The organism is Streptomyces sp. NPDC000151 (assembly GCF_040301705.1).
Lineage (GTDB): Bacteria > Actinomycetota > Actinomycetes > Streptomycetales > Streptomycetaceae > Streptomyces.
Genome location: NZ_JBEPFC010000148.1, coordinates 1 through 17,982, shown reverse-complemented (window position 1 = coordinate 17,982; position 17,982 = coordinate 1). Strand labels below are relative to the sequence as shown.

15 protein-coding genes and 1 pseudogene are annotated in these 17,982 nt (G+C 70.6%); 8 read left to right on the top strand and 8 right to left on the bottom strand.

The genetic code is table 11. The annotated features are described in order from the left end of the window. Positions 1-479 (bottom strand): DEAD/DEAH box helicase (locus ABT381_RS29510; RefSeq protein WP_351599629.1); only part of this gene is annotated, 479 nt, incomplete at its 3' end. A gap of 383 nt (positions 480-862) precedes the next feature. Then, the gene (locus ABT381_RS29505) at positions 863-1,066 is read right to left on the bottom strand and encodes a cold-shock protein (protein ID WP_031141049.1); all 204 of its coding nucleotides are present in this window, start codon (positions 1,064-1,066) and stop codon (positions 863-865) included. Positions 1,067-1,665: 599 nt separating this feature from the next. Here ABT381_RS29505 and ABT381_RS29500 point away from each other — a divergent pair. After that, positions 1,666-2,805, top strand: coding sequence for a ferredoxin reductase (locus tag ABT381_RS29500; protein ID WP_351599628.1), 1,140 nt, complete (start codon positions 1,666-1,668; stop codon positions 2,803-2,805). Positions 2,806-2,866: 61 nt separating this feature from the next. After that, entirely contained in the window at positions 2,867-4,006 is a 1,140-nt protein-coding gene (locus tag ABT381_RS29495; RefSeq protein WP_351599627.1) for a fatty acid desaturase family protein, read from the top strand. 18 nt (positions 4,007-4,024) lie between these two features. On the opposite strand, the gene ABT381_RS29490 is transcribed toward ABT381_RS29495, so the two are convergent. From ABT381_RS29490 to ABT381_RS29480, 3 genes are all read right to left on the bottom strand, one after another. After that, positions 4,025-4,870 (bottom strand): carbohydrate ABC transporter permease, encoded by an 846-nt coding sequence (locus ABT381_RS29490; RefSeq protein WP_351599626.1) that lies wholly within the window; start codon positions 4,868-4,870, stop codon positions 4,025-4,027. Continuing rightward, the gene (locus tag ABT381_RS29485; RefSeq protein WP_351599625.1) at positions 4,867-5,823 is read right to left on the bottom strand and encodes a carbohydrate ABC transporter permease; all 957 of its coding nucleotides are present in this window, start codon (positions 5,821-5,823) and stop codon (positions 4,867-4,869) included. Before ABT381_RS29485 ends, ABT381_RS29490 begins: the two co-directional genes overlap by 4 nt. Positions 5,824-5,924: 101 nt before the next feature. After that, positions 5,925-7,244, bottom strand: a complete 1,320-nt coding sequence (locus tag ABT381_RS29480) for an ABC transporter substrate-binding protein (RefSeq protein WP_351599624.1) — start codon at positions 7,242-7,244, stop codon at positions 5,925-5,927. Positions 7,245-7,512: 268 nt separating this feature from the next. On the opposite strand from ABT381_RS29480, the gene ABT381_RS29475 reads away from it, so the two are divergent. Both ABT381_RS29475 and ABT381_RS29470 read left to right on the top strand, forming a co-directional pair. After that, on the top strand, positions 7,513-9,915 hold the full coding sequence (locus tag ABT381_RS29475) for a glycoside hydrolase family 2 protein (protein ID WP_351599623.1): 2,403 nt from the start codon (positions 7,513-7,515) through the stop codon (positions 9,913-9,915). After that, positions 9,912-10,952: a LacI family DNA-binding transcriptional regulator gene (locus tag ABT381_RS29470; protein WP_351599622.1), complete on the top strand. Its 1,041-nt coding sequence runs from the start codon at positions 9,912-9,914 to the stop codon at positions 10,950-10,952. Before ABT381_RS29475 ends, ABT381_RS29470 begins: the two co-directional genes overlap by 4 nt. A 75-nt stretch (positions 10,953-11,027) precedes the next feature. Here ABT381_RS29470 and ABT381_RS29465 read toward each other — a convergent pair whose 3' ends face one another. Continuing rightward, positions 11,028-12,392 (bottom strand): cellulase family glycosylhydrolase, encoded by a 1,365-nt coding sequence (locus tag ABT381_RS29465; RefSeq protein WP_351599621.1) that lies wholly within the window; start codon positions 12,390-12,392, stop codon positions 11,028-11,030. Between the two features lie 543 nt (positions 12,393-12,935). Between ABT381_RS29465 and ABT381_RS29460 the strand changes: the two genes are divergently transcribed. Next, positions 12,936-13,670: a DUF4232 domain-containing protein gene (locus ABT381_RS29460; RefSeq protein ID WP_351599620.1), complete on the top strand. Its 735-nt coding sequence runs from the start codon at positions 12,936-12,938 to the stop codon at positions 13,668-13,670. Here ABT381_RS29460 and ABT381_RS29455 read toward each other — a convergent pair. Beyond that, entirely contained in the window at positions 13,633-14,463 is an 831-nt protein-coding gene (locus ABT381_RS29455; protein ID WP_351599619.1) for an AraC family transcriptional regulator, read from the bottom strand. The genes ABT381_RS29460 and ABT381_RS29455 overlap by 38 nt on opposite strands. 50 nt (positions 14,464-14,513) lie before the next feature. On the opposite strand from ABT381_RS29455, the gene ABT381_RS29450 reads away from it, so the two are divergent. Next, positions 14,514-14,957 (top strand): DUF2000 family protein, encoded by a 444-nt coding sequence (locus tag ABT381_RS29450; protein ID WP_351599618.1) that lies wholly within the window; start codon positions 14,514-14,516, stop codon positions 14,955-14,957. 26 nt (positions 14,958-14,983) lie between these two features. Here the strand turns inward: ABT381_RS29450 and ABT381_RS29445 are convergent, their stop codons facing one another. Then, positions 14,984-15,754, bottom strand: coding sequence for an IclR family transcriptional regulator (locus ABT381_RS29445; RefSeq protein WP_351599617.1), 771 nt, complete (start codon positions 15,752-15,754; stop codon positions 14,984-14,986). Positions 15,755-15,952: 198 nt separating this feature from the next. Here ABT381_RS29445 and hutH point away from each other — a divergent pair, with 198 nt between their 5' ends. Together hutH and ABT381_RS29435 are read left to right on the top strand one after the other, a co-directional pair. Next, positions 15,953-17,491, top strand: coding sequence for a histidine ammonia-lyase (gene hutH / locus ABT381_RS29440; protein WP_351599616.1), 1,539 nt, complete (start codon positions 15,953-15,955; stop codon positions 17,489-17,491). 35 nt (positions 17,492-17,526) lie between these two features. Next, positions 17,527-17,982 (top strand): annotated as a pseudogene (locus ABT381_RS29435) (urocanate hydratase); the annotation flags it as partial.

Sequence of the window (17,982 nt, the reverse complement as noted above, 5' to 3'; positions counted from 1 at the left end):
TCGGTGACCTGCTGGGCCAGCTCGCGGGTGGGCACCAGGACCAGGGCCAGCGGGCGGCGCGGCTCGGCGCGCTGTCCGGCGGTGCGGCCCAGCAGCGCGAGGCCGAAGGCGAGGGTCTTGCCGGAGCCGGTGCGGCCGCGGCCCAGTACATCGCGGCCGGCCAGGGAGTTGGGCAGGGTGGCCGCCTGGATCGGGAACGGCGTGCTCACGCCCTGCGCACCGAGTTCGGCCAGCAGCGGCGCGGGCATCTCCAGATCGGCGAACGCCTCGACGGCGGGCAGCCCGGGCGTCACCGTCACCGGCAACGCGAACTCACCCTGAGGCGCGGATTTCTGCCGCCCGTAACCACCCGAACGGCTGGGTCGCGAAGCGCCGGAACGGCCAGAAGACGTAGCGCCGAAGCGGCCGCCGCCCTTTCCGGAGCCGGTACTACCGGTGCGAGTGCGGCCGTAGCGATCGTTCGTGCGTGTGTGGTTCATGCGAAACCTTCCTTGATGCGGCGCGTACCAAGGAATTCCCGCAGCGAGTGCAACAGAGCGGAGAATTGCGAGAACGAGCCGAGTGAAATGCGAAAGCGGGCCTGCCTGGCGATAGGTGGTCGACGAGCCGACACGGTCGAATAACTGGCACGCTCCGAACGAGCGAGCCATCGAAGCCCCGAGGAACCAACGAATTGAATTCGCAGTTCTGTGTGGGGCGTGCACCCTATGGCGACTGTGTGTGTCCAGGAATGGGGCCGCGGGGGGGAGAGAGAGGGGCGGTGCGCGGCGCGATGCGCGGCACGGGTGGGGGCGCCCCGAAAAGCAACGAGCCGGGGCCCGCACCCCAAGGTGCGGGCCCCAGCTGCGATGATGCGTCAGCGTCAGGCGGGAACGATGTTCTCGGCCGTCGGGCCCTTCTGGCCCTGCGCGATGTCGAAGTTCACCTTCTGGCCTTCCTGAAGCTCACGGAAGCCCTGGGCGGCGATGTTCGAGTAGTGGGCGAAGACGTCGGGGCCGCCGCCGTCCTGCTCGATGAAGCCGAAGCCCTTTTCCGCGTTGAACCACTTCACGGTACCAGCAGCCATTTTAATTCTCCTTCGGGGCAGTGCCCGGAGCCCACACCTTGCGGACTCCGCGTCGCCGCGATGATTACCCCGCCGGAAATGACCGGAAATACAAAAGCACTCGCACCGGCAGAAAAACACGGTGCGGGCACTTGAAGTTTTCGGGAACCACAACTGCAACTGAGATCGACAGTAGCACGGTACGGTCGGCCTCGGGTGGTGAAAAATTCCACTCCGCCTGTCGCACAAGAAACCCTCAGCGCGCCTCGCGCCGAATTCTCTCTCCGCGGCCACAGATATCGGCTCCCTCCGGACGCAGCGTTTCTGCCACAGCAGGCTGCCGGAAGTCCCAGGGGGCTTGGGGGGTATGGGTTCCGGTCAAGACGCTCGACCGCCGTTGCCGTCCGCGGACCAGCCGGTTCGTGCGTCGGGCGGTCCGTCCGGCAGGGGATCGCCGCGGAATGCCGTCAGGCGTACGGTCCGGCCGCGGCGGAATACCGGCCCTGGCGCTTTGCCTTCCGCCCCGGGCCCGCAACAGTGGACGGCCTGCCGCGCTGTAGCGCGTGCTGCCTCGTCCCAGTGATCGAGTTCCTCGTCGATGAGGAGAGGACATCCGGAGCATGGTCCATCTCTTGCACCGCACCGTGCTGTCCGAGCGAGTGGTACGTCTGGCGCTGGGAGCGGCGGGCCGGCTGACCACGCCCCTGCTCCCGGACGACTACCTGGCCCTGGCCGATCCGCTGCTGTCCCGGCGGTGTCCGGCCGGACGGGTGGCGGAGGTACGGACGGCGACGACGGACACGGTGACCTTGGTGATCCGCCCCGGTCACGGCTGGCGGCCCGCACGCCGGGCCGGGCAGTACACCCCGGTGGGGGTGCGGATCGGCGGGGTACTGCACTGGCGCACCTACTCGCTCACCACGCCACCCGGCGCGCCCGGAGCCCCGTTCTCGATCACGGTCAAGGCCCTGCCGGACGGCCGCGTCTCCCGCTACCTGGCCCACCGTCTCCGCCCGGGCGATGTGCTGCGCCTCGGCCCGGCCCAGGGCGACTTCCACCTGCCCGACCCGCCTCCCCGGCGGCTGCTGCTACTCACCGCCGGAATCGGCATCACCCCGGTCATGGCCATGCTGCGGGCCCTGGCCGGCGGCGCACGGCTCGCGCCGGGCACGGACGTGCTGCTGGTGCACTCCGCTCCCGATCCCGCCCGCACGGTCTTCGGACCGGAACTGCGGGCGATGGAGGAGCACCTGCCCTGGTTCCGGCTGCACGAGCACCACACGCGCGCCGGTGTCCGCCCGGCCGGTCACCTCACCCCGGCGCTACTGCCCGCCGTCTGCCCGGACTGGCGGGAGCGCGACACCTGGGCCTGCGGCCCCACCGCCCTGCTGACGGCCGCCGAACGCCACTGGGCCGCGGAAGGACTCGCGGACCGCCTCCGCATCGAGCGTTTCCGCCCCGCACCGCCCCCGCCGTCCGGCACCGTCGGCGGAAAGGGCCAGGGCGGCACACGGGTGCACTTCGCGGCAAGCGACGTGACGGCCGACACCGGCCCCGGTACGCCGCTGCTCCACGCCGGAGAGGCCGCCGGGGTGGCCATGCCGAGCGGCTGCCGCATGGGCATCTGTTACGGCTGCGTCAGCCCGCTCCTGCACGGCCGGGTCCGCGACCTGCGCACCGGCCAGGTGCACGGCGAGCCGGGCGACCTGATCCAGACCTGCGTCTCGGCCCCGCACGGCCCCGTCACCCTCGACCTGTGAGCTCTTGAACCCTCGCATCGTCCTGTGCGTCCCTGCGCGCCTCACCGGAGGAGCCTCCACCATGGCCACAGTCGTTCCGACCGATCCGGCCCTGCCCGACCGGGCCGCCCCGTCCGACCCGTCCGACGCGACCGACCCGTCCGACGCGCCGCCGCGCGGCACGGACACCGAAGGCCTCGGCCGCGCACTCGACCGTATCCGTGCCGATGTCCTGGCCCGTCGTGGCGCCGAGGACGCCCGCTACATCCACACCGTCGTGGCCGTCCACCGCCGACTGGAGATCGGCGGGCGCGCGGCCCTGGCCGTGTCCGTGCTGCCGCCGGCCTGGCTCGCCGGCACCGCCGCCCTGGCCACCGCCAAGATCCTGGAGAACCTCGAACTGGGGCACAACATCATGCACGGCCAGTGGGACTGGATGCGCGACCCGGCGATCCACTCCACCACCTGGGAGTGGGACAACCCCACCCCCTCCGACGCCTGGAAACACACCCACAACAACATCCACCACAGCTGGACCAACGTCGTCGGCCGCGACCGCGACCTCGGCTTCACCGTCCTGCGGATGAGCAAGGACCAGCCGTGGCACCCCGTCTACCTCTTCCAACCCCTTTACACGGCCCTGAGTGCGCCCTTCTTCGAGTGGCTGGCGGCCCTGTACGACCTGGAGGCCGACGCCGTACTCCAACGCCGCAAGCCCCTGCGGGCCTTCCTCCGCGATGCCACGAACACGGCGCGCAAGGCCGCCCGCCAGGCCGCCAAGGACTACCTGCTCTTCCCGCTGCTCGCCGGGCCCTCCGCCGTGCCCTGCCTGCTCGGCAACTTCACCGCCAACACCGCGCGCAGCCTGTGGGCGCACGCGGTGATCTTCTGCGGCCACTTCCCCGACGGCGTCCGCTCCTTCACCGAAGAGGAGATCGAGAACGAGACCCGCGGCCAGTGGTACCAGCGCCAGGCGCTCGGCTCGGCCAACCTGGAGGGCGGCGCCGTCTTCCACATCCTCACCGGCAACCTCAGTCACCAGATCGAACATCACCTCTTCCCGGACCTGCCCAGCAACCGCTACGCGGAGATCGCTCCCCGGGTCCGCGAAACGCTCACCGCGCACGGCATCCCGTACACCACCGGCCCGCTCATCAAGCAGTACGCCTCCACCTGGGCCCGCATCTGCCGCATGGCACTGCCGGACTTCGGCGGGCGGTGACCGCGGCGCCGGACGGTGTCATTTGGTCGCGCCCTGCGCGAAGCCGTTGTAGATGTAGCGCTGGAGGAAGAGGAACACGAGCAGGGTCGGGACGATCACCAGGATGGTGCCGGCCGAGATGTTCTCCCAGTGCGCGCCGAAGGGGCCCTTGAAGCGGAAGAGCGCCGTGGAGATGGTGCCGAGGTCTTCGGAGGGCATGTAGAGGAAGGGGATGTAGAAGTCGTTGTAGACGGTGATCCCCTTGATGATGACGACCGTGGCGATCGCCGGTTTGAGCAGCGGCAGGATGATCTTCCAGTAGATGGTGAGGGAGTTCGCCCCGTCCAGGCGCGCGGCCTCGTCGAGCGAGACCGGGATGCCGCGGATGAACTGCAGGAAGATGTAGATCGAGACGATGTCCGTCCCCATGTACAGCAGGATCGGCGCCCAGAGGCTGTTGAACAGGCCGAAGCTGTTGACCACTTGGAAGGTCGCGACCTGGGTGGTGACCCCGGGTATGAGGGTGGCGATCAGGAACAGCGCCATGACCGGTTTCTTCGCCCGGAAGTCGAAGCGGTCGATGGCGTACGCGGTCATCGAGCCGATGAGCACCGTTCCCGTGACGGAGAACAGCAGGATGAGCGCGGTGTTGGCGAAGGCGGACAGCATCTTGCCGTCGGTGAACGCCGTGACGTAGTTGCCGAAGTTGAGCCAGTCGCCGGGCAGCGACAGGGCGCCGCCGTCGGCCACCTCCCTGGAGGTCTTCAGGGAGGTGAGGAGGACGACGACGAGCGGGACGAGGACGACCAGCGACGCGACGCTCAGCGACAGGTAGGTCAGGGCGGGCGCGAGCCGGCGGCGCCGTACGGGCAGGGGCGTGGTCATACGAGGTCCACCTTCTCGTCGGGTACGAGGCGGCGCTGGATCCAGGTGATCAGCAGGATGATCAGGAGCAGCACGACGGCGGCGGCCGACGCCAGGCCCGTCTTGTTGAACTGGAAGGCGAGCTTGACCGTCTGGACGACGAAGGTCGTGGTGCCGGTCGCGCCGCCGGTCATGATGTAGGGAATCTCGAACACCGACAGCGACCCGGAGATCGCCAGGATGACGCTCAGGCTGAGTACGGGCTTGATGCTCGGCGCGATGATGTGCCGGAACTGCTGCCACCTGCTCGCGCCGTCGAGCTGGGCCGCTTCGTAGAGCTCGCCGGGGATCGACTGGATCGCGCCGAGGAAGAGCACGAAGTTGAGGCCGGTGAAGCGCCAGACGGACACCCCGGCGAGCGAGGTGTTCGCCGACTCGGGGTCGCCCAGCCAGGCGTGGCCGCTGCCGGCCCCGAACCAGGACAGCACCGAGTCGAGGGTGCCGCCGTCCTGGAAGAAGTACAGGAAGACGAAGCCGATGGCGACCCCGTTGATCAGGTAGGGGAAGAACAGGATGCCCTTGAAGAAATTCCTGAAGCGCAGGTCGAAGCTGAGCACGGTCGCGAAGTACAGCGCGATGGCGATCTGCACGACGGACGCCGCGAGGTAGTAGAAGCTGACGAAGAAGACCCGGAACAGCTCGGGCCGGGTGAACAGCTGCGCGTAGTTGGCGACGCCCGTGAAGTTGCGGTCCGGGCTGACCCCGTCCCAGTCCGTGAAGCTGTAATAGATCATGTTGCCCACCGGCACGTAGGTGAACGTGACCAGCAGGACCAGGGGAACCGCGAGGAAGAGCCACGGGGTGACGCGGCGCAGCAGAGTGCCGCCCGGAGGCGAGGAGCGGCGCGCGGTCTCGGGAGGCGGGGCGGTGGCGCGCGGCACCTTCACGGGTGCCGCGTGGGTTGTCTCGGTCATGTCGGGCCTTTCATCGTCCGCTGATCTGCGACGGGCGGTCGGCCCCGTCCGCTGGTCCGGGCGGGGCCGGTGACGGCTGAGGGAAGAGGGGCCGGCCGGGGTCAGGGAGCGACGGTGCCGGCCGCCTCGTGCCACCGCTTGTCGAGGTCCGCGAAGAAGCCATCGAGGCTGCCCTGCTGCGCGCCACGCGCGGTGTCGATGAGCTTCTGGCGGTAGTCCGGCTTGTTCAGGCCGATTTCGGCCGCGTTGTCGATCGCGTTCACCTGGCCGGTCTTCGCCTCGGAGCGTTCCAGGGTCCTGACATCGTTGTCAACGAAATCTTTGAGAGTGCTGGGCAGGGGAGCGGACTTCAGTGCGGGCACGGCGCCCTCCTTCGCCGAGAAGCCGGACTTCTCCGTGAACCAGTCGATCCAGGCCCGTGCGGCCGTCTTGTGGCCGGAGTGGATGTTGACCGCCTGCTGGTAGTCGGAGGCGAGGATGGCGCAGTACTTGCCGTCCTGCTGCGCCGGGAAGGGCATGAAGCCGATGTCGTCGGGGTCGGTGCCGTCCTTCCGGGCCGCGTCGCGCATCTGGTTGATGGCCCAGGAGCCCAGCTGCATGGTGGCGACCTTGCCCTGGGCGACCATGTCCTTGGACGCTTCCCAGTTGGTGGTGTTGGGGTCCTTCTCGGACAGGCCGCCCTTGACGGTGTCGTACAGCAGCGTGTCGATCACGTGCAGATCGCTGCCCTTGGCCCAGGGCGCGGCGGACGCGGCCAGCTTGTCGTTGGCCTTGGCGTCACAGGTGACGGAGCCGATGTTGTTGCTCCACGAGGTCAGCGGCCAGCCGTCCTTGAAGTTCGTGTAGTACGGCACCGAGTCCGTCCTGGACTTGATCGTCTTCAGGTCGCCGATGAACTGCTGGGGCGTGGTGGGCCACTTGGTGATGCCGGCCTTCTTCCAGACCGCCTTGTTGTAGAGGAAGCCGTTGGCGGTGCCGAAGGTGCTGATGCCGTACGCCTTGCCCCCGACCTCGGCCTTGTCGCTGAAGCGGTATTTGCCGCCCAGCTCCCCGGCGCTGCCCAGCGGGGCGAAGAACTTCGGGTAGTCGTTCTTGGCGAGGGCGGCCGGGATCATCAGGACGTCGCCGTAGTCGTCGGTGTTCATCCGGATCTTGGCCTCCCCCTCGTAGTCGGTGAGGGCCTCGAACTTCACCTTCACCTTGGGGTAGGTCTTGTTGAACTCGGCGGCGTACTTGGCCATCGTCCCGTTCTGGACGAGGTCGGTGCGGTGGGTCAGCACCTTGATGGTGCCCGAGGCGTCGGCGGGGTCGGCGGGTGCCTTCGCCGTCTCCCCGGACGCCGCGCCCTGGCCACTGCATCCCGCGACGGTCATGATCGCGGCGGCCAGAAGCGCTCCCGTGAACGTCTTCTTCTTCCCCATGTGCCCAGCTCCTTCATGATCGCGGCTCAGCTCTGCGCGTGGGATGTCGGCACTATGTCAGCCATGTGTTAACCGGTAAAGCGCAGATTTCCAGCACGATGCCCAATCGTTACCGAAGGGTCGAGGCTGTAGGTCCTCACATGCAACAACTGGTCGGTGCAGAACGAGGGCGAGAACTAGACCGGTTTATGGACACGGCCTGGTCAGCGGGTTAGGTTGTCCGCCGTTGTCCGTCCACCTGCCCGAGTCGGGCGATTGGAGCCGCACCATGAAGGACATCACCCAGCTCACCGAGGGCTGGAGCCTGCGCCACGGCGAGGACCTGTTGAAGGCCACGGTGCCCGGCTGCGTCCACACCGATCTGCTGACCGCCGGAGCCATCCCCGATCCGTTCCTGGGCCGCAACGAGACCGACGTCGCCTGGGTGGGCCACCGCGCGTGGACCTACGTCCGCCACCTCGACCACGACAGCGCGCACGAGCGCACCGACCTGGTCTTCGACGGCCTGGACACGGCCGCGTACCTCACCCTGGGGGGACGCCCGGTCGGCACGACCCGCAACATGCACCGCCGTTACCGGTTCGACGTCACGGGCCGCACCGGGCAGCTGGAGGTCCGCTTCGCCTCCGCCTACGACGAGGCCGCGGCCGTCCGTGCCGGCACGGGGGACCGGCCCAACGTCTACCCGGAGCCGTCGCAGTACATCCGCAAGATGGCCTGCAACTTCGGCTGGGACTGGGGGCCCACGCTGGTGACCGCCGGCATCTGGCGGCCGGTGCGGCTGGAGCACTGGTCCACCGCCCGCATCGCCCACGTCCGCCCGCTGGTCACCGTGGACGAGGGCACCGGCCGGGTGGAGGTGCGGCTGGAGATCGAGCGCACCGCGCAGGGGCGGGGGCGCACGCTGCGCGCCGAGGCCGGGGTGGCCGGCGCCCGCGCCGAGGCCGTACTGACCGGCGATGAGGCGGTGCTGCGCCTGGAGGTGCCGGACCCGCGCCTGTGGTGGCCCCGCGGCTACGGCGAACAGCCCCTGTACGACCTCGACCTCACCCTGAGCGACGACGAGGGCGGCCCGCTGGACACCTGGCACCGCCGGATCGGCTTCCGTACCGTCGAGCTGGACCGCTCGGCCGACGAGCACGGCACCGGCTTCACCCTCGTGGTCAACGGCGTACGCACCTTCGCCCGCGGCGTCAACTGGATCCCCGACGACGCCTTCCCCTCCCGGATCACCCCCGAGCGCTACCGCACGCGCCTCACCCAGGCCGCCGACGCCAACGTCGACCTCGTACGGGTGTGGGGCGGCGGCATCTACGAGGACGACGCCTTCTACGACGTCTGCGACGAACTCGGGCTGATGGTCTGGCAGGACTTCCTCTTCGCCTGCGCCGCCTACCCGGAGGAACAGCCGCTGCGCGGCGAGGTCGAGGCCGAGGCGCGCGACAACGTTGTCCGGCTCATGCCGCACCCCTCGCTGGTCCTGTGGAACGGCAATAACGAGAACCTGTGGGGCTTTCGCGACTGGGACTGGGAGGGTGCCCTCGCCGGCGACTCCTGGGGCGAGGGGTACTACCTCGGCCTGCTGCCGCGCATCGTCGCCGAGCTGGACCCCACCCGCCCGTACGCGGCAGGCAGCCCCTGGTCCGGCTCGTGGGATCACCACCCCAACGACCCCGCCCACGGCACGTACCACTCGTGGGAGGTGTGGAACCGCCAGGACTACGCCGAATACCGTGCCAATGTGCCGCGGTTCGTCGCCGAGTTCGGCTGGCAGGCACCGCCCGCGCTGACCACCCTGCGGCGTGCCCTGCCCGGCGAGGACCTGGCTCCCGACTCCCCGGGCATGCTCCACCACCAGAAGGCCGAGGACGGCAACGGCAAGCTGAACCGCGGCGTCGCCCGCCACTTCGCACTGCCCGCGGAGGACTTCGACCGCTGGCACTACCTGACCCAGCTCGTGCAGGCCCGGGCGGTCGCGGCGGGCATCGAGCACTGGCGCTCGCACTGGCCCGTGTGCGCCGGCACGGTCGTCTGGCAGCTCAACGACTGCTGGCCCGTCACCTCCTGGGCCGCCATCGACAGCGACGGCCGCCTGAAGCCCCTCCACCACGAGCTGCGCCGGGTGTACGCGGACCGGCTCCTCACCCTGCAGCCGGGGGCGGACGGCCCCGTACTCGCCGCGGTGAACCAGTCCGCCGAGCCCTGGCGTACGACGGTGACGCTGCGGCGGGTGGCGGCGGACGGAGCCACGGTCGGTGAGACCGCCCTCGAGGTGACCGCGGAGCCCCGTACCGTCGCCAGGCTCGCGGTGCCCGAAGACCTCGTACCGGACGCGCGGTCCGCGAAGGAGTTCCTGGTCGCCGACGCCGACGGGCTGCGCGCCCTGCACTTCCCCGTACCCGACAAGGACTTCGCGCACCTCCGGCCCCGCTTCGACGTCCGGCTGGAGCCCGTACCGGGGGAGCGGGATAAGGTCGACGTCGTGGTGAGCGCCCATACCCTCGTCAAAGACCTGCTGCTCCAGCCCGACCGGCTCGGCCCGGCCGCCGGCTGCGACAGCGGCCCGCAGACCCTGCTGCCCGGCGAGCGGACACGCATCCGTGTGGACGGCTGCGGCGCCGTCACCGCCGACGACGTCAGGTCCGCCCTGTTCTGTGTGGAACCGGCGTGAGCGGCACCACGGAGCGGGTCACGATCAAGGACGTCGCGGCCCGGGCCGGGGTGTCCAAGGGGGCGGTGTCGCTCGCCTTCAACCACAAGCCCGGCGTCTCCCAGGCCACCCGTGAGCGGATCTTCGCGGTGGCCCGGGAGCTGGGCTGGGCGCCGAGTGCCACCGCCCGCAGCCTCTCCAGCCAGCGGGTCGACATCGTCGGGCTGGCCCTGTGCCGGCCGGCCCGGCTGCTCGGCCTGGAGCCGTTCTACATGGACTTCATCTCGGGCATCGAGAGCGTCCTGGCGGAGCGGTCCTGCTCGCTGCTGCTGCGGCTGGTGCGCGACCTCGACGAGGAGGTCGCGGTCTACAAGGAGTGGTGGCGCGGCCGGATGATCGCCGGCGCGATCCTGGTGGACTTCCGCGAGGAGGATCCCCGGGTGCCCGCCCTGCGGGGGCTCGGCCTGCCCGCGGTCGCTGTCGGCCACCCGTCCCTCACCGGCCCCTTCCCGGCGGTGTGGACGGACGACGCGTCCGCGGTCGCGGAGGCCGTCCGCTATCTGGCGGCGCTCGGCCACCGGCGCATCGCGCGCGTCGGCGGCCCGGCCGACCTCGGGCACAGCGCCATCCGGGCCCGCGCCTTCGACGCGACGACACGGGAACTGGGCCTGGAGGAGGCGCGGCAGATCGCCACCGGCTTCGACGAGAGGGAGGGTGCCCGCGCCACCCGCACCCTGCTGCTCGCCGCCGACCGGCCCACCGCGATCGTCTACGACAACGACATCATGGCGGTCGCGGGGGCGGGCGTCGCGGCGGAAATGGGCTGCACCGTCCCCGACGATCTGTCGCTGCTGGCGTGGGACGACTCCCAGCTGTGCCGGATCACCCACCCGACGATGTCGGCCATGAGCCACGACGTGCAGCACTTCGGCGCCGAGGTGGCGCGCGTGCTCTTCGACGTGATCGGCGGCGTGCACACCGCGGGCCTTCAGGTGCCGACGCCGTCGCTGACCCCGCGCGGTTCCACCGCTCCGGCGCCGGGCACGCATTCCCCGTGATCACGCATTCCCCGTGAGACGGAAAGGGCCGCGTCCGGTGCGGACGCGGCCCTCTGCCATGCCGGGCGACGGATGTCAGCTCTTCGCGCAGGTACTGCCGTTGAGAGCGAAGGCGGCCGGGACGCCGTTGGTGCCGCTGGAAGAACCGTTGAAGCCGAAGCTCACCGTGCCTCCGGCCGGGATGGTCTCCGTCCAGGACTCATGGGCGGCCCGGACCTCGCTGCCCTGCTGGACGGCCTTGGCGTTCCACGCCTGGTTGAGCTGCTGGCCGCCGGGGAAGGCGAACGCGAGCTGCCAGCCCTTGACGGCCGTCGTGCCGGTGTTGCGGATGGTGACGTCCGCGTTGAACCAGTTGCCCCAGTCACTGATGCGGTAACTGACCGCGCAACTCCCGGCGGGTGTACCGCTGTCGCCGAAGATGCCGGCTTCCTTGGCGGTCTGCTTGATGCCGTCGGCGCCGTCGAAAATGCGCTGCCCCCAGGGAGTGAGGTGCGCGGCGTCGAAACCGCTGGCCATGTCCAGGTACTCGACACCGCCGCCGTTGCCGCTCCACGACCAGCCGAGGTACCCCACCCCGAGCTGCTGCGCGGTGGACATGATGGCGGCCTCGTCCGGATCACCGTCCGAGTGCAGGTCGCCGAATTCCCCGACGACGAGGGGAAGATGCTGAGTGGTAAACCGATTGAGGTAGTCCTTCACCTTGTCGGCGGTGTTGAATACGCCGTACATGTGGACGGAGAACACCGTGTTCTTCGCGGGGTCCGCGGCGAATACCTCCGCGGCATGGTCGCGCATCGTGAAGGACCAGTCCTGGCCCCAGTTGGGGGCGTCGACCATGAGCGTGTGCGCGAATCCGGCCGCCCGCATTCGGCCGATCGCGTTCTCGGTGTCGGCGGTCCACGACGTGGCTCCGGAAGCGCCGTTGCCGTACGGCTCGTTCCCGATGTTCAGGAGGACGTACTTCTCCTGACCCTGCACCGCGTCCTTGATGCTGATCCAGTAATCGACCGCGCGGGAGAGCGTGACGGCTCCAGCCTGCTCGCCGTAGCCGGTGGTGTCGTGCGCCTCCAGGACGCAGACGAGCCGGTTCTGCTTGCACTGCGACACGACGGCCGCGACATCGGCGGTGTCGTTCTTGGTCCAGCGGTCGCCCGTGGCGAGCACCACGCGCACGGAATTGGCGCCCAGCGCCTTGACGTCCTTCAGGGCCTGCGCGGTCCTGGTGGGATACCAGGCGTGGGCGTGGTTGACGCCGCGCAGGACGAACTCCTCGCCGTTCGCGTCCAGAAGCCGGCCGTCGGCGACATGGAAGCCCGGTGCGGTCCGCGTCTCGGTCGGTGTCTCGGCCCGCGTATCGGCCTGCGCGGGGGAGGGTGCGGCCAGGACAGCGGCGGCCAGGGCCAGTAACGCTCCCGCTGCGGTGGCCAGTCTCTTCCTCATGCTGCTCCCAGGGTGGTGGCTCGTGCGGTCCGTCCCGGCGAGGCGCCGGCAGACCGGAAAGGGACATGTTCGAGCCGGTTGGATATCCTGCTGCCCGGGTTGTGGATACAGCGGCTCACGCCGGGCAGCGGGACGTCAATTCACCGCCGGGGACGCTCATTGGCGTCCTCGCGTCGAAAGAGACGGGGAAGGAAATCCCCTTCGACCGGCGGCTGGCAGCGAGGCTAGAACGAGACTTCGGCACGTACAACAGTTGGAGCAAAACCGGTTAAGTTTAGCTGCGGTTCAGTTCTCCGCCAGCCAGCCACGGGTACGGAAGGGCCGCAGACCCGCGGACGCTACCGGTGCTCTTCCTCCGCCGGCTGGTGGACGGCGCTACGGTGAAGGAGTTGGACGAGCTGCTGGCGCGGCTTTACGAAGCGGTCCGACCGATGGCGTGAACGGCACGTTAGTGGTGTGTTAGTGGCTCATCAGTGGGACTCGGCAAGGTAGATGGTGCGGGACCGAAAGGACCGTACGTACCGACCCGGTAAGGGGATTTCCATGTCGCACCACACCAGCCTCCGCCGCGGCCGCAAGGCCGCCACCGCCACGGTGATCGCCGCCGCTGCCGCGCTCGCGCTCACCGCCTGTCAGGACGACGGTTCCGGCGTCAAGACCGGCGCCTCGGCCGCCTCGTCCGCCGCCGCTTCCGACTCGGGGCCGGCTTCGGGCTCGTCCTCCGCGGCCGCCTCCGGATCGTCGTCCGCCGCGGCCGACGGCGGCAGCTCGGCCGCCGCCAAGTCCCCCTCCGGCCAGGCCGCGAAGGGCACCGCCGTGCGTACCGCCTCGGCGCGCACCGCCTCCGCCGCGTCCACCGACACCTCTTCCGACCGCTGCACGGCCTCCGGAATGGGTCTGCGCCTGGGCCGCGCCGACGTGGGCGCGGGCAACATCCGCTACCCGCTGGTGTTCACCAACAACGGCAAGACCTCCTGCACGCTGCGCGGCTACCCCGGCGTCTCGCTGATCCAGCGCGACGGCCAGATCATCGGCCGCCCCGCCACCCGCGAGGGCGCGGCGGGCACGGCCGTCACCCTGAAGCCGGGCGGCAGCGCGTACGCCGTACTGCACACCATCCAGGACGGCCTGAAGGACACCCCGTGCTGGAAGAGCCCGTACCTCCTCCAGACCTACCCGCCCGGCTCCAAGGAGTCGATGACCCTGCGCACCTCCGGGCTGCGGGTCTGCGGCGGCGAGTTCACCGTGACGGCGCTGGAGCCGGGTACCGGGGAGTGAAGTGCCCCGGCGGAACGCCGAGGACACGCTTGAAGTGCCGGGTGAGATGCGGCTGGTCGTGGAAGCCCGCGGCGGCCGCGGCGTCCCGCGGCGCCATGCCGTCCAGCAGCAGCCGCCGCGCGAGGTCGACGCGGCGCGCGGTGAGGTACTGGTGCGGACTGATGGCGAACTCGCGGCTGAACGCCCGTACGAGATGTGCCGGATGGGCGTGCAGCAGGCCGGACGCCTCCTGGAGCGTCAGCCCCTCGCCGAGGCGCGCGTCGAGCAGGTCCCGCAGCTGCCGGGCGAGGCCCGGACCGGCGGCGGGCGGCGCGGCCGGCACAGCGCGCCGCGTCAAGTGCCGCCGCAGCCGCTCGGCGACGCCCATGAGCCGGCTCTCGGCCTCCAGCTCCTCGCCGGGCAGGACGAGGGCGTCGTGCAGCCGGTGGATTCGGTCGCGCAGCGTGACGTCCTCCAGTACGGGCGTGTCGACCGCGAGCCCGATGTACTCCTCGCCCAGGCCCGCCGCCTCGGGATCGAGGTAGAGCACGCGCTTGCGGAAGCCCTCCGGTGTGATCGGCGAGCCATTGTGCGGTACGTGCGGGGGCAGCAGCGTGACGCCCGACCGCAGCGCGCCGTGCTCGTGCCGGTCCAGGTCGTAGCGCACCATGCCGTCGTCGACGATGAGCAGCGTCCACGCGTCGTGGGTGTGCATGGGATAGGCGTGGCCGGTCAGATGCGCGTGGTAGACCTCGGCGATGCCGGCCACCGCCGGACGCCAGGCCGTGACCTGCGGGCGAGGACGGCTGACCATGCAAAGAACGTACAAGACCGGGCGCGGGGCGGATCGGAAGAATCCGCGATATGGAATCCCCGAACACCACCGCGCACACACCCGTCCGCTTCGACACCAAGATCGCCGTCCTGCTGCGCGAGGACCTGGAGACCTGGCAGCGGCTGAACGTCACCGCCTTCCTCGTCAGCGGTATCGGTACGGAGGTCCCCGACGTGATCGGGGAGCCGTACGCGGACGCCGACGGCAACGACTACCTGCGGATGTTCCGCCAGCCCGTGCTGGTCTTCGAGGGTACGAAGGAGGCGCTCACCGCCTCGCACGGCCGGGCGCTCAGCCGTGGCGTCGCCCTCTCGGTGTTCACCTCCGACCTCTTCGCGACCGGCAACGACCGGGACAACCGGGCCGCCGTACGGGCGGTCGGCCGGGATCAGCTCGACCTCGTGGGCCTGGCCGTGTACGGGCCGAAGAACGCCGTCGACAAGATCGTCAAGGGTGCGCGCATGCACCCGTGAGACGCGGGTCCTACGGGACGCCGGCCCTACGGCACCGGCAGCGTCCCCCCGATCCGCAGCGTCAGGTCCCGGGCGGTACGGGCCACCTGCTCGGCGATGCCCGCCTGCTGGTCCGCCGACACCTCGGCGGCGGGGTAGGTCACGGCCACCCCGGCGACCGGGTGCGCGCCGTGGTCGAGCACCGGCGCCGCGACCGAGGAGAAGCCCGGGGTGACCTCGCCCTCCTCCGTGGCGTACCCGCGGCGCCGCACCTCCACCAGCAGATGGCGCAGCGCGGAGAGCGAGCCGGGACCGATGCCGTGCCGGACGACGAACGCGGACGGGTCCGGGAACAGCGCGCGGACCTGGGCGCGCGGCAGCCGCGCGAGCATGGCCCGGCCGCTGGCCGTCAGGTGCGCGGGCAGCCGCACGCCGACCTCCGTCACCAGCGGCGCCCGCCCCGGCGCCCGCTCCTCGATGACGTAGATGACCTCGCGGCCGTGCAGCACCGCGAGGTGCGCGCTGTGCCCCGTGCGGTCGACCAGCGCCGTCAGCGGCGCCCGCGCCAGCCGCTGGAAGGGCGCCTGGCGGCTGTACCCGGAGGCGAGTTCGAAGGCGCTGACGCCGAGGCCGTACCGGCGTTCGTCCGGTAGATGCGCCACGAATCCGTCCTGCGCGAGGGTGTCGAGGAGGTGGTACGTGGTCGAGCGGGGCAGACCTACGTCGCGGCTGATCGCGGCCGCCGGGACCGGCCCGAGCTGGCCGGCGAGATACCGGAGGATCGCCAGGACCTGGGCGGCTGCGGGGACGGTTGCCATGGCCCGAGAGTAATCGCCGTGGGGGTGCGGGTCGGCGCCCGGCGTCCCCGCCGTCGTGGTTGCTCGCGCAGTTCCCCGCGCCCCTGAAGGGGCGCTCCCTGCCGCATCGTCCCGGGCCGTGGCAAGTGTCTGGGATCCCAGACAGAAAGCCTCCGTGAGGCATGGAACAGTAGGTCTGACCTGGTGCTTCATTGAGGCATGTCAACTGTTGTTATCGACGTCGGCGCGCTTTCCGCCGACGATGTCGTGGCCGTCGCCCGCCACGGCGCCCCCGTCACGCTCTCCCCCGCGGCGCAGGAAGAGATCACCCGCAGCCGCAAGGTCATCGAGGCCCTGGCCGACGACGTCACCCCGCACTACGGCGTCTCGACCGGCTTCGGCGCCCTCGCCACCCGGCACATCCCCACCGAACTCCGCGCCCAGCTCCAGCGCAGCCTGGTCCGCTCGCACGCCGCCGGCTCCGGCCCCGAGGTCGAGCGCGAGGTGATCCGCGCGCTCATGCTGCTGCGTCTGTCCACCCTCGCCACCGGCCGTACCGGCGTCCGCCTCGAAACGGCGCAGGCCTACGCCGACCTCCTCAACGCCGGCATCACCCCGGTCGTCCGCGAATACGGCTCCCTCGGCTGCTCCGGCGACCTCGCCCCGCTCGCCCACTGCGCGCTCGCCGTCATGGGCGAGGGCGAGGTCCGCGACGCCGACGGCGTGCTGCGCCCGGCCGCCGAGGCGCTCGCCGCCGCCGGCATCGAGCCGGTCGTCCTGCACGAGAAGGAGGGCCTGGCCCTCATCAACGGCACCGACGGGATGCTCGGCACCCTCGTCCTGGCCTGCCACGACCTGCGCCGGCTGCTGGCCACCGCCGACCTCGGCGCCGCCATGAGCGTCGAGGGCCAGCTCGGCACGGACGCGGTCTTCGCCGCCGACCTCCAGGCCCTGCGCCCGCACCCCGGCCAGGCCGACAGCGCCGCCAACCTCCGTGCCGTACTCGCCGACTCCGCGATCGTCGCCAGCCACCGCGGCCCGGAGTGCACGCGCGTGCAGGACGCGTACTCGCTGCGCTGCTCGCCCCAGGTCCACGGCACGGCCCGCGACACCCTCGGCCACGCCGAACTGGTGGCCTCCCGCGAGCTCGCCGCCGCCGTCGACAACCCCGTCGTCACCCTCGACGGCCGCGTCGAGTCCAACGGCAACTTCCACGGCGCCCCGGTCGCCGCCGTCCTGGACTTCCTCGCGATCACCGTCGCCGACGTCGCCTCGATAGCCGAGCGCCGCACGGACCGCTTCCTGGACGTGGCCCGCAACCACGGCCTCAACGCGTTCCTCGCCGACGACCCCGGCGTCGACTCCGGCCACATGATCGCCCAGTACACCCAGGCCGCGATCGTCTCCGAGCTCAAGCGCCTCGCGGCCCCCGCCTCGGTCGACTCCATCCCCTCCAGCGCCATGCAGGAGGACCATGTCTCCATGGGCTGGGCGGCGGCGCGCAAGCTGCGCAAGGCGATCGACGGCCTCACCCGCGTCATCGCGATCGAAATCCTCACCGCGGCCCGCGCCCTGGACCTCCGCGCCCCGCTCACCCCGGCCCCGGCCACCGCCGCGGTCGTCGCGGGTCTCCGCACGGACGTACCGGGCCCCGGCACCGACCGCTACCTCGCGCCCGAGATCGAGGCGGCCGTGCAGTACGTGGCCTCGGGCGAGGCCCTGCGCGCCGCCGAGTCGGTCACCGGCCGGCTCCGCTGACCCCCGCCATCCCGCTCTTTCGAAAGGACACCCCCATGACAGGCGCACGCCCCGTCCGCGCGGCCCGCGGCACGGAACTCTCCGCCCTCGGCTGGCAGCAGGAGGCCGCCCTGCGGATGCTCCAGAACAACCTGGACCCGGAGGTCGCCGAGCACCCCGACAAGCTCGTCGTCTACGGCGGCACCGGCAAGGCGGCCCGCGACTGGCGCTCCTTCGACGCGATGGTGCGCACCCTGCGGACGCTGAAGCAGGACGAGACGATGCTGGTGCAGTCCGGCCGCCCGGTGGGTGTCATGCAGACGCACGAGTGGGCCCCGCGTGTCCTGATCGCCAACTCCAATCTGGTGGGGGACTGGGCGAACTGGGAGGAGTTCCGGCGCCTGGAGCAACTGGGGCTGACCATGTACGGGCAGATGACGGCCGGTTCGTGGATCTACATCGGCACCCAGGGGATCCTGCAGGGCACGTACGAGACGTTCGCGGCGGTGGCG

What these genes read in the sequence shown, in the direction of transcription:
- ABT381_RS29475 (WP_351599623.1), top strand. Translation starts at nt 7,513, where the DNA reads ATGAAGGACATCACCCAGCTCACCGAGGGCTGGAGCCTGCGCCACGGC.
- ABT381_RS29455 (WP_351599619.1), bottom strand. Translation starts at nt 14,463, where the DNA reads ATGGTCAGCCGTCCTCGCCCGCAGGTCACGGCCTGGCGTCCGGCGGTG.
- ABT381_RS29480 (WP_351599624.1), bottom strand. Translation starts at nt 7,244, where the DNA reads ATGGGGAAGAAGAAGACGTTCACGGGAGCGCTTCTGGCCGCCGCGATC.
- ABT381_RS29450 (WP_351599618.1), top strand. Translation starts at nt 14,514, where the DNA reads ATGGAATCCCCGAACACCACCGCGCACACACCCGTCCGCTTCGACACC.
- ABT381_RS29490 (WP_351599626.1), bottom strand. Translation starts at nt 4,870, where the DNA reads ATGACCACGCCCCTGCCCGTACGGCGCCGCCGGCTCGCGCCCGCCCTG.
- ABT381_RS29465 (WP_351599621.1), bottom strand. Translation starts at nt 12,392, where the DNA reads ATGAGGAAGAGACTGGCCACCGCAGCGGGAGCGTTACTGGCCCTGGCC.
- ABT381_RS29495 (WP_351599627.1), top strand. Translation starts at nt 2,867, where the DNA reads ATGGCCACAGTCGTTCCGACCGATCCGGCCCTGCCCGACCGGGCCGCC.
- ABT381_RS29445 (WP_351599617.1), bottom strand. Translation starts at nt 15,754, where the DNA reads ATGGCAACCGTCCCCGCAGCCGCCCAGGTCCTGGCGATCCTCCGGTAT.
- ABT381_RS29460 (WP_351599620.1), top strand. Translation starts at nt 12,936, where the DNA reads ATGTCGCACCACACCAGCCTCCGCCGCGGCCGCAAGGCCGCCACCGCC.
- ABT381_RS29505 (WP_031141049.1), bottom strand. Translation starts at nt 1,066, where the DNA reads ATGGCTGCTGGTACCGTGAAGTGGTTCAACGCGGAAAAGGGCTTCGGC.
- ABT381_RS29500 (WP_351599628.1), top strand. Translation starts at nt 1,666, where the DNA reads ATGGTCCATCTCTTGCACCGCACCGTGCTGTCCGAGCGAGTGGTACGT.
- hutH (WP_351599616.1), top strand. Translation starts at nt 15,953, where the DNA reads ATGTCAACTGTTGTTATCGACGTCGGCGCGCTTTCCGCCGACGATGTC.
- ABT381_RS29485 (WP_351599625.1), bottom strand. Translation starts at nt 5,823, where the DNA reads ATGACCGAGACAACCCACGCGGCACCCGTGAAGGTGCCGCGCGCCACC.